This is a genomic window from uncultured Tissierella sp. (genome assembly GCF_902479755.1).
Taxonomy (GTDB): Bacteria; Bacillota; Clostridia; order Tissierellales; family Tissierellaceae; genus Tissierella; species Tissierella carlieri.
This window is the reverse complement of record NZ_CABSQO010000010.1, coordinates 16,001-38,838: the sequence shown is the minus strand read 5'-3', so window position 1 is coordinate 38,838 and position 22,838 is coordinate 16,001. Positions and strand designations below refer to the sequence as shown.

21 protein-coding genes and 2 other annotated features are annotated in these 22,838 nt (G+C 30.6%); of the genes, 15 read left to right on the top strand and 6 right to left on the bottom strand.

Going from position 1 to position 22,838, the window contains the following annotated elements; translation table 11 throughout:
- Positions 1-320 precede the first annotated feature (320 nt).
- Positions 321-1,031, top strand: a complete 711-nt coding sequence (locus RDK80_RS07225) for a hypothetical protein (RefSeq protein WP_308523897.1) — start codon at positions 321-323, stop codon at positions 1,029-1,031.
- 139 nt (positions 1,032-1,170) lie between these two features.
- Positions 1,171-1,704, top strand: a complete 534-nt coding sequence (locus RDK80_RS07220; RefSeq protein ID WP_308523896.1) for a hypothetical protein — start codon at positions 1,171-1,173, stop codon at positions 1,702-1,704.
- A gap of 108 nt (positions 1,705-1,812) precedes the next feature.
- Here RDK80_RS07220 and RDK80_RS07215 read toward each other — a convergent pair whose 3' ends face one another.
- From RDK80_RS07215 to RDK80_RS07200, 4 genes are all read right to left on the bottom strand, one after another.
- Positions 1,813-2,577 carry an ATP-binding cassette domain-containing protein gene (locus RDK80_RS07215; protein WP_308523895.1) on the bottom strand — a complete coding sequence of 255 codons (765 nt, stop codon included), beginning with the start codon at positions 2,575-2,577 and terminating at the stop codon, positions 1,813-1,815.
- On the bottom strand, positions 2,543-3,442 hold the full coding sequence (locus tag RDK80_RS07210) for an ABC transporter permease (RefSeq protein WP_308523894.1): 900 nt from the start codon (positions 3,440-3,442) through the stop codon (positions 2,543-2,545). Before RDK80_RS07210 ends, RDK80_RS07215 begins: the two co-directional genes overlap by 35 nt.
- A 17-nt stretch (positions 3,443-3,459) precedes the next feature.
- A complete protein-coding gene (locus RDK80_RS07205) occupies positions 3,460-4,449 on the bottom strand; it encodes an ABC transporter substrate-binding protein (protein WP_308523893.1) in 990 nt (329 codons plus the stop codon).
- A 217-nt stretch (positions 4,450-4,666) separates the two neighbouring features.
- Positions 4,667-4,906 (bottom strand) — a binding site (T-box leader).
- Between the two features lie 150 nt (positions 4,907-5,056).
- Positions 5,057-6,049, bottom strand: a complete 993-nt coding sequence (locus RDK80_RS07200; protein WP_308523892.1) for an ABC transporter substrate-binding protein — start codon at positions 6,047-6,049, stop codon at positions 5,057-5,059.
- Between the two features lie 126 nt (positions 6,050-6,175).
- Positions 6,176-6,412: a binding site (T-box leader), on the bottom strand.
- 431 nt (positions 6,413-6,843) lie between these two features.
- Here RDK80_RS07200 and RDK80_RS07195 point away from each other — a divergent pair.
- Entirely contained in the window at positions 6,844-7,383 is a 540-nt protein-coding gene (locus RDK80_RS07195) for a DUF5698 domain-containing protein (RefSeq protein WP_308523891.1), read from the top strand.
- Positions 7,384-7,469: 86 nt separating this feature from the next.
- On the opposite strand, the gene RDK80_RS07190 is transcribed toward RDK80_RS07195, so the two are convergent.
- A complete protein-coding gene (locus tag RDK80_RS07190) occupies positions 7,470-8,234 on the bottom strand; it encodes a response regulator (RefSeq protein WP_308523890.1) in 765 nt (254 codons plus the stop codon).
- Positions 8,222-9,844, bottom strand: a complete 1,623-nt coding sequence (locus RDK80_RS07185) for a sensor histidine kinase (protein WP_308523932.1) — start codon at positions 9,842-9,844, stop codon at positions 8,222-8,224. Before RDK80_RS07185 ends, RDK80_RS07190 begins: the two co-directional genes overlap by 13 nt.
- Positions 9,845-10,128: 284 nt before the next feature.
- Here RDK80_RS07185 and RDK80_RS07180 point away from each other — a divergent pair, with 284 nt between their 5' ends.
- The 12 genes from RDK80_RS07180 to RDK80_RS07125 all read left to right on the top strand — a co-directional run bounded on the left by RDK80_RS07180 (position 10,129) and on the right by RDK80_RS07125 (position 22,563).
- Entirely contained in the window at positions 10,129-11,913 is a 1,785-nt protein-coding gene (locus RDK80_RS07180) for a flavocytochrome c (RefSeq protein ID WP_308523889.1), read from the top strand.
- A 389-nt stretch (positions 11,914-12,302) separates the two neighbouring features.
- Positions 12,303-13,325: an SPFH domain-containing protein gene (locus tag RDK80_RS07175; RefSeq protein ID WP_308523888.1), complete on the top strand. Its 1,023-nt coding sequence runs from the start codon at positions 12,303-12,305 to the stop codon at positions 13,323-13,325.
- Positions 13,326-13,352: 27 nt separating this feature from the next.
- Positions 13,353-13,529 carry a PTS ascorbate transporter subunit IIC gene (locus tag RDK80_RS07170; protein ID WP_216563131.1) on the top strand — a complete coding sequence of 59 codons (177 nt, stop codon included), beginning with the start codon at positions 13,353-13,355 and terminating at the stop codon, positions 13,527-13,529.
- Positions 13,530-13,659: 130 nt separating this feature from the next.
- Positions 13,660-13,815, top strand: coding sequence for a hypothetical protein (locus tag RDK80_RS07165; RefSeq protein ID WP_308523887.1), 156 nt, complete (start codon positions 13,660-13,662; stop codon positions 13,813-13,815).
- 95 nt (positions 13,816-13,910) lie between these two features.
- Complete coding sequence (locus tag RDK80_RS07160) at positions 13,911-15,566, top strand: putative manganese-dependent inorganic diphosphatase (protein WP_216563132.1); 1,656 nt, start codon at positions 13,911-13,913, stop codon at positions 15,564-15,566.
- Positions 15,567-16,072: 506 nt separating this feature from the next.
- Positions 16,073-16,879: a sugar nucleotide-binding protein gene (locus RDK80_RS07155; RefSeq protein WP_308523886.1), complete on the top strand. Its 807-nt coding sequence runs from the start codon at positions 16,073-16,075 to the stop codon at positions 16,877-16,879.
- 383 nt (positions 16,880-17,262) lie between these two features.
- Entirely contained in the window at positions 17,263-18,339 is a 1,077-nt protein-coding gene (locus RDK80_RS07150; protein ID WP_308523885.1) for a hypothetical protein, read from the top strand.
- Between the two features lie 221 nt (positions 18,340-18,560).
- Positions 18,561-19,178, top strand: a complete 618-nt coding sequence (locus RDK80_RS07145) for a GNAT family protein (RefSeq protein ID WP_308523884.1) — start codon at positions 18,561-18,563, stop codon at positions 19,176-19,178.
- Positions 19,179-19,484: 306 nt separating this feature from the next.
- Positions 19,485-20,318, top strand: coding sequence for a hypothetical protein (locus RDK80_RS07140; protein WP_308523883.1), 834 nt, complete (start codon positions 19,485-19,487; stop codon positions 20,316-20,318).
- Between the two features lie 229 nt (positions 20,319-20,547).
- A complete protein-coding gene (locus RDK80_RS07135) occupies positions 20,548-20,955 on the top strand; it encodes a hypothetical protein (RefSeq protein WP_308523882.1) in 408 nt (135 codons plus the stop codon).
- 421 nt (positions 20,956-21,376) lie between these two features.
- Positions 21,377-21,871 (top strand): GNAT family N-acetyltransferase, encoded by a 495-nt coding sequence (locus RDK80_RS07130; RefSeq protein WP_308523881.1) that lies wholly within the window; start codon positions 21,377-21,379, stop codon positions 21,869-21,871.
- A gap of 62 nt (positions 21,872-21,933) precedes the next feature.
- On the top strand, positions 21,934-22,563 hold the full coding sequence (locus RDK80_RS07125) for a nucleotidyltransferase family protein (RefSeq protein ID WP_308523880.1): 630 nt from the start codon (positions 21,934-21,936) through the stop codon (positions 22,561-22,563).
- Positions 22,564-22,838: the final 275 nt, after the last annotated feature.

Sequence of the window (22,838 nt, the reverse complement as noted above, 5' to 3'; positions counted from 1 at the left end):
CCACATTTTGTAGTTATTTTTCCGTAATTATGAATATTAGAATTTGTCGAATATTAGCACAATTAATTCATTGACAAAATCAACTTATTTAAATAAGATTAACATAAATCAATAAGATTAAAAGATAAAAGTATTAAGTATGTATGAGTTTTATAGAAGTTATTTGAAAGGAGGAGATTCTATTGATTTTTTAATTTAGTAAGTCATAATTTTCTTAATACTTTAAAGAAAATGTATGATTTGTCTAGATAATAACTTATTTAATAAGTAGAAAAATTGGTAGAATGAATGATTTGTATTTAAAGAAAGGGGTTAAAAAAATGAAAAGAAAAATGTTATCATTAATTATGGGATTGATTGTTTTTCTTAGTACTTCTTCTATTGTTTCAGCAGGAGAAATATCTAATTTTCAAATGAATAAAGAAGCACTTCTTTCGACTATTAATATGTCGGAAGAGATTAGTAATGCATTAAATGGTATAACTGATGAATCAGTACCGGAAGATATAATGAACCAAGTTGATGTTGGTGTTCAAGTTGTTCCAAAAGATTTATCACGTAGTGAGTTAATGGGTGTTGATGCTAGTGATATATTTGACATCAGCTATACTGTTAAAAATGTAGGTAATATTGTATCAGAAAATGGTGATATAGGTACTATGTACTCATTGACAGCTGTTGCAAGAGGGACTCAAAAAGAAGAGTATGAACCACATACAGAAGATAATGTGGATTGTTACATTACATTAGTATGGATTGACAACTTTGGTGTAAATAATGAGCTTGTAGAGGTTTGGGGTGGATGGTGGCCCAATGGTAGAACATTATATGATAGACAAGTTTGGTATGGGGAGATGAATCGTGTTGGTGAATTTATAGAAGGAAAATATTCCATAAAATATCCGACTTCAAATACTTTTGACTATAGTCCAGGATATACTGGATTTAGTTTTAAAGCTTATTCAATTGTAAATTCAGTTGGTTATCCTAATAATATTATATGTTATGTTAAAACTAGTATGTTTTCATAACTAATAGTTATGTATGGATAGTGTTGATAGTCCCAAGGCAACTATTAAGGTCAGTTGCCTTGGTTTTAATATGAGAAAATTAATTTAATATAATAACTGCATTTATTATTAATTGGTATAAACTATTAGGGGGGAGTTTATGACTAGAAAAGAAGTTATTAAATTATTTATTTCTACCTTCCTGTTATTTGTAATAGGATTTATTTTGGTTATGCTTAGATTAGTCACTACTAAAATTGTAATAAGAAGTATGAAAGACACTCTTTTTTATATTGCTACACAAGTTATTATTATGATTTTATCAGGGATTATATTATATTTTATCACTAATTGGAAATCCCTAAGGGTTAAAAGACCACTTCTATATGGGAGAAAGCATCCTGAATATATAAGGTATATAAAGTGGCGAGGACTGTCCATTGTAGTATTTACATTAATAGCTTTATATTATAGTGAAAATGGATTTACACATCGAGGTCTCATATCTCCAATATTAGCAATGATTGATAATAGTTTTTTTCCTCAGCAATCTAATTTTTTTACTTTAAAATTTTATTTTGTTTCAGGAGACGTAGGTACTACTTTATTTACTCTTATTATGATAGCAACATATATTTTTCTTGAATTTCTTTTCACTGATAAAGTAACAACTGATAAGGTGATAGATGAATAATAAATCAAAATATATTATATATCGGGTTATAACTTGATTAATTGAATAGTTTATAAATTTATTGAACAATAATATATCAGGCATTATTAATGCCTGATATATTATTGTTTATGCCACATTCTGTATGAGTTTTTCCCTATATATATCAATCAATTCTTTTTCCGTCACATTTATACTTGGCTTATCAAATACTATATCACCTTTATCTAGCATTATTATTCTATCTGAATATTCTATGGCATCTTTCATATTGTGAGAAATTATTATTGTTGTCATGGAATATTTGTTTATTAATTCTTTAGTTTTCTGCATTACTACATTTGATGTTTTAGGGTCTAAGGCAGCGGTATGTTCGTCAAGTAAAAGTAAATCTGGATGCTTCATAGCTGCCATTACCAGAGATAAAGATTGTCTTTGACCGCCAGATAAAAATTTTACCTTTGTATTTAACTTGTTTTCAAGACCCAAATCCAAATCCTTTAATAGTTCCACATATTTACCTATATTATTCTTTTTTATAAGCTTTCTCAAAGTAAATTTTTCTCCCTTTTTATCTGCTAGGGACATATTTTCCAGTATAGTAAGGGAAGGGGAGACTCCCATAGATGGATTTTGATATACTCTCCCTATATAAGTTGCTCGTTGTTCTTCTCTTAAGCCTGCTATGTCTTTCTCATTCAGTAAAATTTGTCCTTTATCTGCTAATATACTTCCACCAATGATATTAAGGAGAGTAGATTTTCCACAGCCATTAGAACCAATAATTGCTGTACATTTATTTTCCTCAATTTCTAAATTAAAATTTCTAAAGATATTTATTTCATTATCTGTATTCTTGTTAAAACTCTTTGATAGGTTTACTATTTTTAACATTTTTTCTCCCTCCTTGTTTTTTCATGAATCCTAAAAAATCAGCTGCAAAGTTATTGTAGGATAGAAAAACTATTACAATTATTGCATTTATAGCTCTAAGGTCATTAGGGTTTAAACCTAGGTCTATAGCAATTCCGCCGATAAGTTTATAGATAATTGCCCCTAATATAGCCCTTGTTGTATTTTTTATTCTATTAGAATTCTTTTTAATAGTATCTCCTATTATGATTGAAGCAAGAGCTACTACTATAATAGAATTACCCATGGTTATATCTGCAAAACCTTGGATTTGAGCCATTAAAGCACCACTTAAAGCTACCAATCCATTAGCTAACATTAGCCCTATTACCTTATATTTATTACTATTTTCTCCTAGAGATTTCACTAAAGATTCATTATCACCAGTTGCTATTAGTAAATATCCCGTTTCAGTTTTTAGAAACTGATCTAGTATGATTTTTATTAACAATACAGTTACAGCTAATACTATTAAGGATGAACCTAAATCAAAAACTGAACCATATTTAAACAGCGGAAAATTGGATTTTCCATTTATTTTTAAATTTACAGAATATAGTATAGTCATGGTCAATATTCCTGATAATAATGGCTTTATTCTTAGTTTTGTAAAGAGAGTTGCAGTAAAGAGTCCTGCTAAGGTTCCAAAGAAAAATGCCATTAAAGTACTAATGATTGGATTAACACCCATAGATATAAATTTAGCAAATACAAAGGCTCCAAAAGGAAAAGTCCCTTCTACGGAAAGATCTGCTATATCTAATATTTTATAAGTTAAGAATACTCCCATAGCTAAAATTGCAAATATTAGCCCTTGTTCTAGAGAAGTAATTATTAGGGAATTCATATATATCACCTCATTGTTTAATCATTTTTTATTGCGTCCTTAAATACATTATTATTTTCATCAAGTCCTAAGGAATTTAATGTTTCTTTGTTGAATACTTTCTTAGTATTAGCTGCAGTCTGGGATGGAATATCAGAAGGTGTTTTTCCATCAACTAAAATCTCTTTAGCCATTTTTGCAGTTTGTTTACCTAGTTCATAGTAGCTAATTCCATCGGTAACAAGAATACCGCCACTTACATGAGAATCTTCAGCAGCTACAGTAATTAATTTGTTAGATGTGGCTTTCTCAGAAACTATATTAATTGCAGATGCAACCATATTGTCTGTTATTGTATATATTCCATCTACTTTTTTAACTATAGAATCTACGGCTTGAGAGATATCGGATATACTAGATATTCCAACCTCTACTATTTCAAGTCCCATAGAAGGTGCTAATTCTTTCGCCATTTCAATTTGAATTTGTGAATTTGGCTCGCTAGTATTAAAGACAATTCCAATTTTTTTGATATTGCTATCTAAATCTTTAAATAGTTGCAGCTGTCTATCCATTGGACTGGCATCTGATGTTCCAGTTACGTTGCCATCAGGTTTTTCCATTGAATCTACCAACTCTGCTTTTACAGGGTCTGTTACTGCACTAAATAATATAGGAATATCTGAAGTAGCTTGTTTGGCAGACTGAACCGCTTGTGTAGCTATAGCATATATTAAATCTACTTTATCTTTTACAAATTTTTGAGATATACTAACAGTAGTTGGAATATCTCCCTGTGCATTTTGATAGTCTATTTCTGCATTGATACCAAGTTCTTTTAATCCATCTTCAAATCCTTTCCTAGCATCATCAAGTGCTGGATGATCTGCCAACTGACTAATTCCAATTTTATATACTTTTCCACTAGAAACATTACTTGGTTTACTTACATTTGCATTACAACCTGATAAAACCATAATACTTGCTACTGCTAAAGATACTAATTTACTAACCTTAGATTTTTTCATTTTATTATCCTCCCTTAAAATAATCTTGCCAGATTGAATGCAATTGGATAATTGGGCAAGTAACTTCACGCAGTTTCGAAACTCAAATCTATTCACTCGCTTTACTCGTATAGATTTGGCTCTCATTGCGTTTGACCTACTAAAGCTCACTTCGTTCGCCAAGTTAGGTCATAAAAAAAATCTTTCAATCTCTATAAACATAGCTTTTAGCTATACTTATAGGGACGAAAGATTATATATCCGCGCGGTACCACCCTAATTATGACAAAGTCATCACTCAATCAGACCTAACAGTCTTATCCCCTATAACGATGGGCATTCGGATTCACCTACTGGAAGTTTCTTTTAGTGAATCAGCTCAGGAGTGTATATTACATATCTTGTTATTGTTGGTTTTCACCCTTCCCAACTCTCTTTGAATAATCAATGATATCTTTCTCTCCATCAGAGCATTTTTAATATTAGATAAGATAATAATACTTTATTTTAGTAATGTCAATACTTTTTTGAAAAAATGTTTTAAAAATTTCTGATGGTTTGATATAAAGTCTGATAGAGACTAGTGGTTTAAGTATAGCCAAAAATATTTAGTTTTTGTTAAGGAAGATTATTCTCCTACTTTTACAGCATCTTTAAATAGTAGAAGATTTGAATTTAATTCTAATTCTTCTAAGGTGCTTATATTTACAGTTGTTACAGTTTTTTCTGCTACACCGACTGGTATAGTAGAAACATCTTTTTTATCTACAAGTATTTCTTTAGCCATTTTAGCTGTTTGCTTACCTAGTTCATAATAACTAAGTCCATTTGTTACTAATAATCCGCCTTTTACCTGTGTTTCCTCTGCACAAATAGATATGATTTTTTTATCTACAAGTTTCTTTGATACCAATTCAACAGAAGAGGCTATTAGATTATCACTTAGACCATAGACAGCATCGACTTTATTCAATAATGAATCTATAGCTTGAGGAAGTTCATTTACATTGCTTACTCCAACTGTAACTATTTCTAGACCTTCAGCTGGTGCTAATCTTTTTACTTCTTCTATTTGAATTTCAGAATTTGCTTCAGATGTATTATATAGTATACCTATGGTCTTTATATTAGGATCGATTTCTTTAAACATCTTCAATTGAGAAGCTGTAGGTGCCATATCTGATGTTCCAGTTACATTACCGCCAACATTTTTCCAATCTGCTACTATTTCTGATTTTACAGGGTCTGTTACTGCACTAAATAATATAGGAATCTCTGAAGTAGCTTGTTTGGCAGATTGAGCCGCTGGTGTAGCTATAGCATATATTAAATCTACTTTATCTTTTACAAACTTTTGAGATATACTAACAGTAGTTGGAATATCTCCCTGTGCATTTTGATAGTCTATTTCTGCATTGATACCAAGTTCTTTTAATCCATCTTCAAATCCTTTCCTAGCATCGTCAAGTGCTGGATGATCTGCTAACTGACTAATCCCAATTTTATATACTCCTTCACCAGAAACATTACTTGGTTTACTTACATTTGCATTACAACCTGATAGAAACATCACACTTACTAATACTAAAGATACTAATTTACTAACTTTAGATTTTTTCATTTTATTATCCTCCTTGAAATATAATCAATAGATTTTATAGGATAATTAGCATAGATTGAATGCCATGGAATAATTGGGCAATAAAAAAATCTTTCAATCCTTATAAATATAGCTTTTAGCTATACTTATAGGGACGAAAGATTATATCCGCGGTACCACCCTAATTATGACGAAGTCATCACTCAATCAGACCTAACAGTCCTATCCCCTATAACGATGGGCCTTCGGATTCGTCTACTTGAAAGTTTCGTTTAACGAATCAGCTTAGGAGTGAATATTACATATCTTCTTAATGTTGGCTCTCACCTTTTCCAACTCTCTGTAATTAAGTTAGGATATCTTTCTCTCCATCAAAGCATTTTTAATATTAAGAAATATCATAATACTTTAGTCTGATAATGTCAAGAGTTTTTTTATTAAAATTTTTTTGTCAATAATATAATGCCTTTACATAAGATGTATTTGATTTGAAATGATAAAATGTAAAAAATAGACCTAGATTTGCAAATAATCAGGAGATGTAGTATAATGATGAAGTTAGATTAATTGTTAGAATGTAGTTAAAGTATTTAAAATAATTTTTATAATAATCTTATCCTTATTTTAAAGTTATGATGGTGATTTAGATATAACCATTTACTTTATACCTATATGCCCCGAAAGGGGATTATATTTATTTAATCTTGAATTTTCCCTATGGATTATTTAAATGAATACGAATAATTAATTACTAACTAATATACGATTTGTATATTAGTTTTTTGTGATATAAAATTTAAAAAGGAGGTGTTTAAATGACAACAAATGTTATGTTTGCACTTGTGGGCTTGTTTTTGGTAACTGCTTTTACAAATGTTTTAGCAACACTAAAAACAATATTGATGTCAAAAAAAATTATGAATCCAGTTTATTTGCTGGTTTTTGCTGATGCTATGATTTTTGCAACTATTGTTAGTAAGGTAACTAGTTCTGATGGGATTCAATTTACAATATCATATGCTTTAGGAAGAACAGCTGGAGTTTTTATAGGTGGTAAAATTGAAGATAGGTTAGCCCTTGGTATTTTAGAAGTAGATTTATTTTTGAATAACAAAAATAAGATTATGGAAATAGCAAATAAACTTAGAGAAACAGGATATACAGTCAATACTTTTCTTGTTGGAGGGAATAATGAGGAAAAGAGATATCAAATGGAAGTCATTATCAAAAGAAAAGAATTTAAAATATTTGAAGATATTATAGCAGAATTTAATGTGGTAAATCCAACCTTAAAAGTTAAAACTATAAGTAAAGTAGACGGCAAAATTACAACCACAAGATTTAAAGAGGCTTAAATACTTTATTAAAGGTATATGATGGAATTAGGAAACAACTCAGCTGCATTTAGAGGAATAATTACAGCTGAATTAATTCCACAAATTTAATGATTGAGGGAATTTTTATTTCTATACTGATTAGGCGAAAGTCCCATATAATTTTTAAATGCTCTGCTAAAATAATGCTGGCTGCTATAGCCTACCATATTTGCAATATCATTTATAGTATAGTCCTTATCTTTATCTAATAGAAGTTTTATTGCCATATTGATTCTTAGGTTATTAAGATAATCAGTGAAACGAACTCCTGTTTTTTGTTTGATTATTCTGGTAAGATATGATTGACTTATATGTAAATTTTCAGCTATAAGATTTAAGGTTAGATCATTTTGAGTAAAGTTTTCTTTTATGTAGTTAATTGCTTGACTTCCAATACATTTATAGTTTGTATTATCTATTTCTGTTTCTTTTAATTTATTTAACTCCCACATTCTTTCGCAGTAGGAGTCCATAGCTTTAATAATAATATTTTTAAAATCTCTATACTGTATAGGTTTAAGCAAATAACTAAATACTCCAAGTTCTAAAGCTTTCTGTGCATATTCAAATTGATCATATCCTGATATAATTATTATTTTAGAATTAGGATCCAGTTCCTTAATTTTTTCTATTACTTCAAGACCATTTATAAAAGGCATATTAATATCCATTAAAATAATTTCTGGTTGATACATATGGATTAAATGCAGAGCTTCTTCACCGTCTTGTGCTGTTCCTACAACAGATAAATTTAAATCGTAAGATTCTATTAATTTTTTTAAACCATTACGTATTATTTCCTCATCATCAGCAATTACTACTCTAAACATTGGAATCCCTCACTTATCTTTGGTATCTTTAATGAGACTTTAGTTCCCTCTTCAAATTTACTATCAATATTAATACTATATTTATCTTTAAATGTAAGTTTCAAACGTTCGTTGATATTATACAATCCATAATGCTCTGATTCAATAGACTGGTAGAGATTTTTTCTAATTGTAGCAAGTTTTTCATAATTCATACCTAAGCCATTATCTATAACTTCAATAAGTATATAGTCATCTTGAGATAGTATATTTATATTGATAATACCTTTTTTCCTTTTCAACTTTAATCCATGGTAAATAGAGTTTTCAATTAAAGGCTGTATTATCATCTTAGGGACTAGATATTGTGAAATTAGTTCATCTAAATCAATAGTATAACTAATCTTATCTTTATAACGTGTTTCTTGGATTTTCAGATAGTTATGTACATGTTCTATTTCATCAGCAATTGTAATAAATTCTTTTCCATCACTTAGTGATATTCTAAAAAATATGGACAATGAGTTAATCATATCTGCAAGATCAAAGGCATTATACTCTAAAGCCTTCCATTGAATTGTATCTAGTGTGTTATATAAAAAATGAGGATTTATCTGTGATTGCAATACTCTCAATTCAGCATTTCTCTTTTGAGCTTGTACTTGATATACCTGATTTATTAGTTTCCTAATATCACTAAGCATTTGATTAAACACTTTACCTAATATAGATATTTCATCATTATTTTTAGTTTCATAATAGGAATTTAGATTCCCATTAGATACTTCTACCATATGATTTTTTAATTTATGTATTGGTTTTACAATAGTTCCAGAGATGATAATTGCAAGTAAAATAGCAAGTGATAATAAAATTATTCCTAAAGCAACAACTAAGTTGATAATATTATTAGTTTGGGTATGAATATAGCTATTTTCAATTAGAGTACATAAGATCCAATCTTCTGTATAAGGGATAGAAGAGAAAAACAAAGTGGAATCTTTGTTGGAGATATTTTTCAAGCTAATAGTTCCTAAATTTTCTTCCTTAGATTTTTTAATTATTTTATCTAATCCTTCTATGGAAATATAATTATTTGTCAAATTATCTTTTGAAATAGAATATATATCCATATCTTTATTCATAATCCAAGAAAATCCATTATAAACATCAATGCCGCTTGCTATTTCAGAGATTTTTTCTAAATTAACAGCACCATTAATAAATCCTATTTTTTCATTTTCATCATTTACAATTGGATAGCAAATGATAAAAATAGGAGTATTATCAGATTTAGAAATGATTGGCTTAGATATAACATACTCTATATCTGACGACATTAGTTTATTGAAATAATCTCGATTATACACATGAATGGTAATATTATCATTTATCCATCCATATCCATCAATAGTTCCTATTGCAAAAGTCTCATTTAAATTTCCGTATTGCTTACTTAGAACTTTGTTTAAACGTGTTAAATAAGGTTTTAAAGAGACTAAATTAAACTCCCTAGTTGAAGCATATTCATGAATAATTCTTATTTCGCTTATTCGTTGATTTAACCAGGAACCAATTTCATTTGATTTTGAATCGATGAGTTGCAAAGTTTGATACTCCAATTGCTCCATATTTAAAGATTTTACCTTTGTTTCCAATATAAATAATAGAGGGGAAAAGGTAAGTATTATACATAAAACAAAAACTGTGATAATTTTTAGACGTAAAGACATAGTTTTTCACCTGAATTTTGATTTTTAAGCTTAATAATTATTATATAGGATTTTTCTGTACTTTTAAATACTGTATTTAAAAGTACAAAAATAGACATATAAGTGTAAATACTAAAACAAATAGTTATGTTAAACTAATAACGATATAAGCAATAAATTAACAAAAATAGGAGGGACAAAATTTGAAAAAGTTTTTAGTATTTTTTCTAGTAATAACTATGGTAGTAGGTTTAGCAGGGTGTAATAAGACGGAAAAAGTAGACACTAATGAATCTACGACATCTATAAAAGATGGTGTGTATGAAGGGGTTGGCACTGGTAAAGGTGGAGAAATAAAAGTTGAAGTAACAATTGCAGATGATACTATTACTGCTATAAAGGTAGTGAGCCACAATGAAACACCAGGATTCGATACTGCAATGGAAACTTTAACAGAAAGTATTATATCAAAAAATAGCCTTGAAGTAGATGGGGTTTCAGGATGTACCTTTACTTCTAACGGATTTATAGAGGCGGTAACTAAAGCATTAACTGCAGCAGGAGCAACTCCAGAAATGTTGAAAAAGATTGATGTTACATCTTCAAGTGGAGTAAAGGAAGAAGTTACGGAAACTCATGATATCGTAGTAATTGGAGCTGGTGGAGCAGGTCTTTCAGCAGCTATAGAGGCTAAGGCTGCAGGAGCAGATGTAATTGTTTTAGAAAAAATGCCTATGGCTGGTGGAAATACATTGATATCAGGTGCTGAATATGCTGCACCAAACAATTGGTTACAGAAAGAGGAAGGTATTGAAGATAGTATAGAGCTTCATATAGAAGATACTTTAAAAGGTGGGGACAATAAGGCTAATGAGGAACTAGTTAGAGTTTTAGCTGAGAATGCTCTTGCAGGTGCTGAGTGGCTAAGAGATGAAGTTGGAGTAGTATGGGAAGATGAATTGATGTTTTTCGGTGGACATTCAGTTAAGAGAAGTTTAGTTCCAGCAGGAGCTAGTGGAAGAGAAATCATATCTAAGCAACTTGCAAAAGCCGAAGAAATGAATATTCCTGTTCTTTTAAATACTAAAGCAACAGCTTTAATTACAGATGAGAATGGAAAAGTTATAGGAGTAGAAGCAGAAGGGGAAAATAAAAATTATACTTTTAATACTAACAAAGCAGTAATCATTGCATCAGGAGGATTTGGTTCTAATGTAGAGATGAGAGTTAAGTATAATCCTGATATAGACGAAACAATTCTATCAACTAACTCAACAGGTAGTACAGGTGATGGTATTATAATGGCTGAAAAAATAGGAGCATCTTTAGTAGGTATGGAATATATTCAAACATATCCAATATGTGACCCACTAACTGGAACATTACTTTACTATGATGATGCAAGATTATATGGACATACAATTATTGTAAATAAAGAAGGAAAGCGTTTTGTAGAAGAATTAGGCAGACGTGATGTAATGTCTATGGCTATCAAGGCTCAAACAGGTCATGTGTGTTATGAATTACTTGATCAAAAAGGATTTGAAGCAAGTAAATTGCAAGAAAATCATGGACCAGAACTTGATTACTTATATAAAAATGATTTATTAGTAAAAGCTGATACTATAAAAGAAGCTGCTGATTTTTTCGGAATTGACGCAGTAGAATTACAAAAAACTGTTGATAAATATAATGGATATGTAGCAGATGGAAAAGACCCAGAATTCAATAAAAGAAGTTTACCTTCAACTGTAGAAGTTGGTCCATTCTATATCTTAAAAGCTACTCCAGCTGTTCATCATACAATGGGTGGTATAAAAATAAATACGAATGCTCAAGTATTAGATACAGAAGGAAATGTAATAGAAGGATTATATGCAGCAGGTGAGGTCACAGGAGGAATCCAAGGTGCCAATAGATTAGGTAGTAATGCACTTGCGGACATTACGGTATTCGGTAGAATTGCCGGACAAAACGCAGCTAAATAGGGTTCAAATATAAAGCACAATAAAGGCTCTTCAAGTTTTTGAAGAGTCTTTTTGATTTTGGGAAGTAATCTCCATAAAAATATAAAGCCGACATATATTTTTCATAGAATTTTAAGTACAAGATTTTTTGATAAGATTGTAATTTTTGAGGATAGAAAAATAATTGAATATGAAGTCATAGTAAACTTATAAAGAATAATAATACTCTTTATGTTCAAAGTGTATAATACGCAGGATTAATATTATATAACTTAGTTAAAAAGATTACTATAATAGGGCAGTAGTTTTTTGCCTCGAATTAATAAAAAGATATTGACATTTTAGTAACACTGGCATAATATATAATTAATATCAAAATGATATCAAAAATATATTAAGGGGGTTTTAAAATGTCAAATACAATTAACAAAAATGAAAGCAAACTGCATAATGAAGAAATCATACCTAGATCAATGAATGGTATGGGGATCCTCCTTTTAAACATTATATTTATAATTGCTGGTATTGCTGCACTTGTCTATGGAATTAATTTGGTTGATTATGGATACGATAAAGGAATATTGCTAATAATTGCAGGAATTTCCTATTCTTTTATAATAGGTCCTATCATGTTTTCTGGATTGAAAGTGTTGAAACCTAATGAAGCAATAGTTCTTACTCTCTTTGGTAAGTATTATGGTACACTTAGAGGTGAAGGATTCTTCTTTGTTAATCCATTTGTTAGTGCTATTAATCCTAGTTCTAAGGGAACAACTACAGGAAAATTAGGTGTTGAACAAACTAAATTAGGTAGTGCAGAAGTCACATTACCTGCTAGAACCAATAAAAAAATTTCTCTTAAGACTATGACGCTAAATAATGAGAAACAAAAGATCAATGACCAGCTAGGAAATCCTATAGTCATAGGAATTGTTGTAATTTGGAGAGTTGTTAATACTGCAAAGGCTGTTTTTAATGTTGATAACTATACAGAATTTTTATCCATACAGACTGATGCTGCCCTTAGAAATATTGTTAGGGTATATCCCTATGATGTATCCAATGAAGATAATGAAAAGTCCTTAAGGGGTAGCAGCCAAGAAGTAGCGGATAAGCTAAAGACTGAGATTCAAGCTAATGTAGAAGTAGCAGGTTTGGAAATCTTAGAAGCAAGAATCACCCATTTAGCTTATGCTCCAGAAATAGCATCTGTAATGCTTCAAAGACAGCAAGCTTCAGCAATAATAGATGCAAGGCAGATGATAGTTGAGGGAGCAGTAGGTATGGTAGAGATGGCTCTTGCTAAATTAAACGAAAATGATATTGTTCATTTAGATGAGGAGCGTAAAGCTGCTATGGTTAGTAACCTGCTTGTTGTATTATGTGGAAATAAGGATGCACAGCCTATTGTAAATAGTGGCTCCTTATATTAAAATAAATTGAAGGGAGGGATGTTGTAGATGGAGAATAAAGATAATGGAAAAAAACAGATACTTTTGAGACTATCCTCATCCCTTTGGCAGGAACTGGCTGCTTGGGCAGAAGATGATTTTCGCTCAATCAATGGGCAAATAGAATACCTTTTAACAGATTGTGTGAAGCAGAGGAGAAAAGGAAAAAATAAAACAGATGAGTAGTGGGTTAGGAGAGAATTATATGGATAAAATAATTGTATTTGGAAGCAAATATTGACCGGATTGTGAACCAGCGAAAGAGTATCTTTCAAGTCATAATATTAAGTTCTTATATTTAGATATTTCAGAAGGAATGTTGAATTTAAAAAGATTTTTGAAGTATAGGGATAACTATGAAGAATTTAAAGAGATTAAGGAATCTGGAAAAATAGGATTACCTTGTATAGTTGTAAACGGCGGAGAGCAAATTATTTTTGATTATAATGAATTAGAGGTACAGAAAAGTTGATGTTTTTACATCAGCTTTTTGTACTTTAATATTACCATTTTAATGATATAATATCTTTACAGTGAACTAATGATGAACCATAGGGGAGGGATAATATGAAGGAAACGATTTATATTACGGGGCATAAAAATCCTGATTCAGATTCCATATGTGCAGCTTTAGCCTATGCAGAGTATAAAAATGGCAATGGGGATGTTAATGCTATTCCTGTAAGGCTTGGAAAGATAAATAGAGAAACAAAATTCATTCTAGAATATTTTGGAGTTGATGCACCTATTCTTTTAGAAACAGTAAGATTAAGTGTGGAGGATTTAGACTTTGACAAAATAGCTTCCATTAGTCCAGATATATCACTACGTATGGCATTAGAATTGATGAAGAAAAACAATTTGAATAGTCTTCCTGTGATAGATGGAAATGAGCAATTAGCAGGTATTGTAACAATATCAGATATAATAGGGGCTTATATAGATGTATGGGATAATGGTATTTTAGGAAAATCAGATACTTCTATAGATAATATTATAGATACTCTGTCTGCTAAAATCATTACAATAGCAGATAAAACTAAGCCACTTACAGGAAAACTTTTAGTTTTGGCGATGGAACCTAAATCTGTAGGAAAATACATAGAAGAAAATGACATAGTCATATGTGGTGATAGAAAAGATGCTCAAGAACTTGCAATTAATAGTAATATTTCTTTAATGATTGTAACAGGAGATGTTAAAGTAGATGAAGAAATTATTAATCTAGGAAAAGAAAAGGGTATAACCATAATATCCACACCTCACGATACCTTTACAACCTCTAGACTAATAACTCAATCTGTACCCATTAGCCATGTAATGTCTACAGACAATCTAGTGACATTTACACTTGATGACTTAGTAGATAATGTAAAAGAGCAGATGTCTCAAACTAGATATAGATCTTATCCAGTAATAGATGATGATAATAACAATAAAGTGGTAGGTTTAATATCTAGATACCATTTAATATCAAGTATGAAGAAAAAGGTAATACTAGTTGATCATAATGAGCGTAGTCAATCAGTGGATGGTTTAGAGGAATGTGAAATATTAGAAATTATAGACCACCATAGAGTGGCAGATGTATTTACGGGAAATCCAATATATTTTAGAAATGAACCTGTAGGTAGTACATCTACAATAATAGCATCAATATTATTTGAAAATGGCAGAAGGCCTTCAAAAAAAATGGCAGGAGTATTGGCAGCAGCTATAATTTCCGATACTTTATTATTTAGATCTCCTACATCAACTAATGTAGATAGAATGATATTGGAAAGACTAGCAAGAATTGCAGACTTAGATGTAGAAAAATTCGCTATGGAAATGTTTAAGGCTGGAACTTCCTTAGTTGGAAAAACACCACAAGAATTACTTAGCCAAGATTTTAAAACCTTTACTATAGATGAAGATAAGATAGGAATTGCCCAAGTATATACTATGGACCCAGATAGCTTAAAGGATATGAAATCCGACTTAATATCATTAATGGAAGAAAGAGCAGAAGAACGAGGGTACTCTATATTTATACTAATGCTAACAGATATATTTAAAGAGGCTTCAGAAATGGTAGTAGTAGGACATAATAAAGAATTAGTGGCAAAGGCATTTGGAAAGAATCTTGTAAATAACTCATTCTATGCACCAGGAGTCCTTTCAAGGAAAAAGCAAGTAGTTCCTCCTATTACAAATACCTTAACAAATATTAAAGAATTGTAAAATTATATAAAGACAATGAAGGGCTATAATAATCAGCTGATTATTATAGCCTTTTTTCGTAGAATTCATTATTACTTGAAGACAATATTTATTGGGGTGAATTCGTGAGTAAGGAACAATGAAAGAATATTTTGGGAAAAGAAGGAATTTGGAAAGCAATGTAGAATAGTATATGGTAGGAAATGGTAAAGGGGAATGGTATTAAGAAGTAAATTTGCCATAGGTCGACTAGAGATTGGAGCTGATATTAGATGCAGCAAGTTCAAAGACTACAGAAATATAGATTCATGTAATTAAGGAAAGAAGATAAAATATTGTAAACCTGATTAATACAATAGTTAGAAGGGATAAAAGAACGTAGTCTAAAGTAAATATTAGCGATATACGTCGTTAATGCAATGGTTAGTGAAAATAATGATATCAGGCAGTTCTTTGGGGGCATATTTGATAGAAAACTAGATGCTGTGAAATAGTAAAATGCGAATTCAAGAAGAAAGGGGTACAAAATGGAAAGAATTTTAATACTTGGAGCAAGTGGATTAGTAGGGAAGGCTTTATCAAAAGAACTAGATAAGAAATATGATGTTTATGGTACATATAACAATAATAAAATAGTTTCGATAAATTCGATTTATTATGATATGAGTGAAGTTAATAAGATAATTAATATTCTTAATAGTGTTAAGCCTTCAAGAATAGTGTACTGTTTAACAGGGAATTTTAAGACTCAAATAGAACTTCTCAATGAACTTATAAGATACTTAATACCTATTAACGGAAAACTTTATTTCTGTTCTACTGCAAATGTTTTTGATGGCGATACAACTATACCACATCCCAAAACTCATGAACCAATTGCTAAAAGTGATTACGGTAAATTTAAAATAGAGTGCGAAAAAATATTAAGAAAAGATTTAAACGGCAATGGCATAATTTTTAGACTTCCAATGATATGGGGCAAAGACTCACCTAGACTAAATAGTCTTGTAACATCATTAAAGAATAATGAAAAAGTTGATGTTTACACAAATCTATATCTTAATAATAATACAGATGAAATGTTAGCAAAACAGATATATTATATAATTGAAAATGATTTAGAAGGAATATTTCATCTTGGTAGCAGTGAGGTTATTAATCATTATGAATTTATAAAAAAGGTTATTGTCAAATTAGGATATAAAGATACAAAATTTAATGAAGAAACACTTCCAGGAGAAAAATACTATTTAGCTGTTTTGCCAACTATTAAAGAGTTGGCTACAGATTTTATTTTTTCAAATGAGCATGTTATTAATCATATAACAGAGTAGGAAGTTCACATCAATTATTTAATATAGAGAAGTGCAGGGTGAAAAGCGTCATCACTTCCCATAACAATGTATTTGCGCAAGGGTATTTGGGTGCAATCTTAGGGTGTTGTACACCACATCTCTTCACTGGGAGCAAAGCTCAACCAAGGGGGTTATCTTTAATTTATTGAAAAATAAAGTAGAAATATTATGTAGGTTGTACCAATATAGACGTGGATATGTACAAGGCTTTACTATACCTTTGGGAGATCTTTTAACTTGTGATACAAGCGTATAGTGCAAGGAAAATATTATTTATAAAGCATGAAAGAGATGTTTTTTCGTATTTTTTGCTTTTGAGATAAATTAATCAACAAAAATAATTTATATTACGAGGTGAGCCTATGAAAAATACAAGATTTTTTATGTTTGCTGTCGCATTAATCATGCTGTTGGCATTGGTTGCTTGTTCATATAGTACCACATCGATGGATACAGCCAGGCCTTTAGAACAATCAACGGGGCAGATTTACCTGTATGGAGAACAGCATGGTGTTGAAAAAATATTGGAAAAGGAATTAGAGTTATGGAATAAATACTATCATAAGGATAATATGAGACATTTATTTGTTGAACTTCCCTACTATTCTGCAGAGTTTTTAAACTTGTGGATGCAGTCGGATAGCGACAATATTCTGGAGGAATTATATAAGGATTGGGAAGGTACAGAGTCACAAAACCCTTATATTAAGGAATTTTATAAGAAAATAAAAAGCGAATGTCCCGAAACTATTTTCCACGGTACGGATGTGGGTCACCAGCACCATACTATTGGACAACGATTTTTGAAGTATCTTGAAGAAAATAATTTGGAAAGCTCCAATAAACATTTATTGGCACAAGAAGCGATTGAACAAGGCAAATATTTTTATAAACACTCTGATCATGTATACCGCGAAAACAAGATGGTGGAGAACTTTATCCGCGAATTTGACAAACTAAAGGGGGAGAAGATTATGGGGATTTACGGTGAAACCCATACGTATTTTGACGCTATGGACTATATGACTAATTCTGCTCCCTGTATGGCAAATCAACTAAGGCAACGTTACGGCGACGCCATCTATTCAGAGGACTTAGCTTGGTTAGCGAAAGAGATTGAACCGTTCAGGGTGGATACAATCACAGTCAACGAAAAAGATTACGAGGCGTCTTATTTCGGAAAACAAGATTTGTCAGGATTCAAAGATTACGCATGCCGGGAATTTTGGCGCTTGGAAAATGCTTATGAACATTTTAAGGATAAGAAGAAAACAGGCTATGTGCTACCTTATGACAATTACCCAATGCTGATAGAAACAGGACAAGTTTTTGTTATAGACTATACAAAAACAGACAGTTCTATAGAAAGGGTATACTATCGCTCCGACGGGTATATCCGGAATGGTCAGCCGTCAACGGAAGAGTTTACGATGAAATAGCCGTAAATTCAAATGTATATAAAGCGCTCCCGAATAAAAAGTGACTTAAATCCGATCTTTTAGCTTAGGACTTGCAAAGTCGGCATTTTAAAAACAGTGTGGTATATAAATTATTTGCATAAGATTTAGGCAAATAGTAATTTTAACCACAGATTATTTGATTTTATAATATAAGATGAATTATGTATAGTAAGAACATTTAACTTTGAGAGGAGAAAAAAATGTTAATTGCTTATAAGGATATTATTTTACGTGATTATAAAGAAGGAGACATTGTTGATGACATTCGATGGATGACAGAAGAAATAGCTTGGCATGAATGGGATGCACCTTGGGAAGCAGAAGAAAATTTTAAGAATTTCAATGCAGATAGGTACTATGAAAAAGCAATGAAAAAATTGCAAGACAAGGAAGATGATAATGAATTTCGTTGGAAATTTGAAATTGATACGAAAGATGGGATTCATATAGGAGGCGTGAATTCTTATCTTAACGATATAGAATATAATTGGAAGCCTGCCTCACAAGGTGGATGTTTACATACTCTTGGAATTGATATATGTGAGTCAGCATACTGGTACAAGGGTTATGGTACACAAGCTTTTACTGCTTTCATAGACTATCATTTCTCTAAAGGAATTACTGATATTTATACAGAGACATGGTCCGGAAATTATCCTATGATTGCCATGGCAGAAAAAATTGGCTTTGAAGTATGTAATTATGAAGAAAAGTTGCGAGAGCTGCGAGGTCAGTTATATGATGGTCTTACGTTTAAACTTAATTTGGAAAAGTTTAATAAATTCCATAATAGATATAATCAAAATCAATATTTGTAGTTAAGACGCATTCTTTATAAATTGTGAAGCTAATAATGATTTCTAAGGTTTAAGGGAGCGATGTCTTATCTCACTCTGAATAACGGGGCACCCCACTTCGTATAACAATGCATTCAAGTATGCTTTAGCAATGTTAGGATTGAGCCTTTGAAGTAGTCAAAGCACATTCCTTCGATAGCTAGGTTTGGATAAGACTCAGGAACGTCTTATGTGAAACGTTATGCGGAATTCATGAAAAGCTATATAGAGCCTTGAAAATTAATTAAATCAATATGAACCTAAAATTTAATAATGAGTTTATTATATATGATAAGGATGGAGAAAATGAAAAAGACTAAATTAATTATGTTTGAGGGTATACCAGGTTCAGGCAAAACAACCACATCTCAATTGCTATATACATATCTTAAAGAAGTTGGTGTAAATTCAGAAGTTTATATTGAAGGTAGTGAACATCCAATTGATTTGCCTTTTTATGCTTATCTTACGAAGAATGAATACAATAATTTACTAATAAGATTCCCTCAACAAGCAGAATGGATTCGATTAAACTCTATTATAGAAAATGATTATATCTTAACACCTTATAAAGTACCTGAGCCAAAACCATGGAGTGATGAATTAGCTGAGTATTTATCTTTTAAAGAATTTTGTTATTCAAATAAGGCTATTGTCCCATTTAATACATATAAGAAGGCATTTTATACACGTTTTGAACAGTATGTTACAAGAATGTCTAATACGGATGCAGTAACAATTTTCGAGAGTGTCTTATTTCAGCACCAAATTCATGATATCAATAGATTGTATCCTCAAATCACAGAAGATGAAATCATCGAATACATAAGAAATCTTGCAGCTATAATTAGCCCATTAAATCCAGTTTTATTGTATATATCCCAAAATAGTGTTGAAGAATCATTGAAACACACGGCTATTATTCGGTCAAAACCAAAATGGTCAAATACTGAAACAGTGGAATATTACATAAAACGAAAAAATTTGGAACTTAGAATAGTCAAGCTCCTACCTTTTCGTTCTTATATTTTGAATAATACAGATAGAGATTGGAATAAGATGTTTGATAGTATTAAAAGCATTCTCGATTGCGAAATCAAAGATGTCATGAACTCCGTATAACACCGTATCTAACGCATAAGGTACAAGTCTTCCTTGGTCTGCCCGAGTGCGCAATCTTGAGAGATATGCACCATATCCCTTTGCCTGGAGCAAGCTCTATCGAGGGGGTCTAGTTTTTGCCCAGTTCAGGAATATCGCAAACAGGAAATGTTATCTGCCATGTTGGGATACGACAATTAAAAGTTTCAGTAGGATAAGCAGGAAGATTAAATTATTGGAGTTGAGATTTATGGGATCAAGGATAATTCATTATTGTGTGGGCAATGAGATACTGAAAAGAGTGAAGCTTGATGAACATCAATTCATGTTAGGTAATCTAGCACCAGATGCATATAGTCCGGAACTTGGTGGATATTTAGTATCTCATTTTCGTATACCTGAAGAGATAATGAAGTTTGAATGTGTTGATTTAGAGAGGTTCAAAAGTAAGTATAAATATCAAATAACCAACGATTTTGTGCTAGGTTATTACTGTCACTTAATAACTGATAATCTGTGGCTAAAGGATGCATATAAGAAGTATGGGCATCTTGGGTTGGATGAACGTAACCAAGCTATGAAGTTAGTATATAAAGGCTATTGGGTGTTGAATACAAAGCTCATGGATAAGTTTAGCTTGAATCTAGTTAATTTTTAGACTATTGAATATATTCTTATAGAAGAAATTGATGTCACTTTTGTAAATGAGCTTGTTGAAAGCCTCGGCAATGATTTCAGTAAGAAGAGTGGTATCGGAGAATTGAAAGAGTTGAATTATGATAAGATTTTACAGTTTATCAATGATGCAGCGAATGAATGTATCAGAGAAATCTGTATGCTAAGAGATATATAGATAATAAGTGGTAGTAGAAGATTTTTAGCAAGTGATGCATTCGAAGCCTTAAACTTAGTTCTCTTATATTAACATAGTCTAATATTGTATTCATGCTGTGGCTAAAGTGTTAAAGAGATTTCAGGAACAGTTTTTGAATTGTATAAATCAAGAGAAAAAGAAATACAAAGTAAATATCAAAGATATTTGGTATTAGAATATCATAAATTATACTAGGAGGTTTATAATGAGTAATGATTTAGCATTATCTATAGTAAAAAACAAAGCTGATGTAGCGGCATTTTGGAAGTTGTTTGATAGTTATATTAATGAATTATCTGTAAATGTATCTTTAGGAGATGACTTCGATTTAGATTATTTTTATTCGGATGAATATAGAGATGCAATTGAGAAACTGAGAATAAGAGATAAAAATCCATTAAGAATACTCTTCATAAATAAAGAAGAAATTATCATTGGTTTTTTAATGTATGTTACCTATTTTGATGAAGATGGGAAATGCTTTTTAATGGAATACTATATCCAGCCAAATTACCGAAATCTAGGTTATGGAAAATCAGCTTATTTAAAGGCAGAAAAATATATTAATGATGAAGGGGCTTTATATGTTGAACTGACCCCGACAAATGAGTTAAATGAAAGATTTTGGGGTGGTGTTGGATTTAAGAAATCAGAAGATATGGATGAGGATAATAAATATTATTATAGAAAATTATTATAAAGATACTATTGAACGAAAAAGAATATATTATATTATTCTTAAATAAAGAAGGGGTTTTTTTAATGATCTTATTAAAGCATGCTGAAAAATTAATAGATATAATTGAAAGTAACTTATATTTGCAAAAAATAATTACAGTATTATATGAACTTAAAATTGAAGATTTTTATATTGGTGCAGGAGCTATCACTCAAACTGTATGGAACATACTAACTAATCGACCAGTAGATTATGGTATAGATGATATTGATGTAGTTTATTATAATCCTCAAAATATAGAAGAAAAATATGAAAGAAAAGTTATGGAATATTTAAATCAAGAATTACAGGAATTTCCTTTTTGGTTAGATGTTAAGAATCAAGCTAGGGTTCATTTATGGTATAGGGATAAGTTTGGATATAATATTGAACCATATAAATCTATAGAAGATGCAATAGATACTTGGCCAACCACGGCTACCTCTTTGGGAGTAAGGAAGTTATCTGAAAAAGATTGGGAAGTTTATGCACCTTTTGGGCTGAAGGATATTTTTCATATGAAGATTGTTGCTAATAATAGACAAATAACAAAAGAGATATATAATAAAAAAATTAAGAAATGGCTTCAAAAATGGCCTGAATTAGATGTAATTCAGTGGGATAATAGGTTAATTCCATTTGTTGATAATAAAAAAATATATATAAGAAAGTAAGGGAATAGCCATGGACGATTTATCAGCTTATATTAGTGTATAGATATTTCAAGAGTAACTTGTATTCAATATCAATTATCTGGTTTACCATCATGTATAATACAACTATTTAATATTTATAGTGGACATGTAGTCGTTGAAGTCTTTAGAAAAAGTATATGGGGAAGTTGTAGATCCAACAAATGAGCATCTATATGGAACTCCTGCTTCAGCATGAGATATTATGAATAAAAAAATGGGATTTTAGTAAAAAAAAGATAGAGGAAATTATCAAA

Bases quoted from the DNA above. Each gene is read 5' to 3' on its own strand.
- RDK80_RS07225 (WP_308523897.1), top strand. From the start codon at position 321: ATGAAAAGAAAAATGTTATCATTAATTATGGGATTGATTGTTTTTCTT.
- RDK80_RS07220 (WP_308523896.1), top strand. From the start codon at position 1,171: ATGACTAGAAAAGAAGTTATTAAATTATTTATTTCTACCTTCCTGTTA.
- RDK80_RS07215 (WP_308523895.1), bottom strand. From the start codon at position 2,577: ATGTTAAAAATAGTAAACCTATCAAAGAGTTTTAACAAGAATACAGAT.
- RDK80_RS07210 (WP_308523894.1), bottom strand. From the start codon at position 3,442: ATGAATTCCCTAATAATTACTTCTCTAGAACAAGGGCTAATATTTGCA.
- RDK80_RS07205 (WP_308523893.1), bottom strand. From the start codon at position 4,449: ATGAAAAAATCTAAGGTTAGTAAATTAGTATCTTTAGCAGTAGCAAGT.
- RDK80_RS07200 (WP_308523892.1), bottom strand. From the start codon at position 6,049: ATGAAAAAATCTAAAGTTAGTAAATTAGTATCTTTAGTATTAGTAAGT.
- RDK80_RS07195 (WP_308523891.1), top strand. From the start codon at position 6,844: ATGACAACAAATGTTATGTTTGCACTTGTGGGCTTGTTTTTGGTAACT.
- RDK80_RS07190 (WP_308523890.1), bottom strand. From the start codon at position 8,234: ATGTTTAGAGTAGTAATTGCTGATGATGAGGAAATAATACGTAATGGT.
- RDK80_RS07185 (WP_308523932.1), bottom strand. From the start codon at position 9,844: ATGGAGCAATTGGAGTATCAAACTTTGCAACTCATCGATTCAAAATCA.
- RDK80_RS07175 (WP_308523888.1), top strand. From the start codon at position 12,303: ATGTCAAATACAATTAACAAAAATGAAAGCAAACTGCATAATGAAGAA.
- RDK80_RS07170 (WP_216563131.1), top strand. From the start codon at position 13,353: ATGGAGAATAAAGATAATGGAAAAAAACAGATACTTTTGAGACTATCC.
- RDK80_RS07165 (WP_308523887.1), top strand. From the start codon at position 13,660: ATGTTGAATTTAAAAAGATTTTTGAAGTATAGGGATAACTATGAAGAA.
- RDK80_RS07160 (WP_216563132.1), top strand. From the start codon at position 13,911: ATGAAGGAAACGATTTATATTACGGGGCATAAAAATCCTGATTCAGAT.
- RDK80_RS07155 (WP_308523886.1), top strand. From the start codon at position 16,073: ATGGAAAGAATTTTAATACTTGGAGCAAGTGGATTAGTAGGGAAGGCT.
- RDK80_RS07150 (WP_308523885.1), top strand. From the start codon at position 17,263: ATGAAAAATACAAGATTTTTTATGTTTGCTGTCGCATTAATCATGCTG.
- RDK80_RS07145 (WP_308523884.1), top strand. From the start codon at position 18,561: ATGTTAATTGCTTATAAGGATATTATTTTACGTGATTATAAAGAAGGA.
- RDK80_RS07140 (WP_308523883.1), top strand. From the start codon at position 19,485: ATGATAAGGATGGAGAAAATGAAAAAGACTAAATTAATTATGTTTGAG.
- RDK80_RS07135 (WP_308523882.1), top strand. From the start codon at position 20,548: ATGGGATCAAGGATAATTCATTATTGTGTGGGCAATGAGATACTGAAA.
- RDK80_RS07130 (WP_308523881.1), top strand. From the start codon at position 21,377: ATGAGTAATGATTTAGCATTATCTATAGTAAAAAACAAAGCTGATGTA.
- RDK80_RS07125 (WP_308523880.1), top strand. From the start codon at position 21,934: ATGATCTTATTAAAGCATGCTGAAAAATTAATAGATATAATTGAAAGT.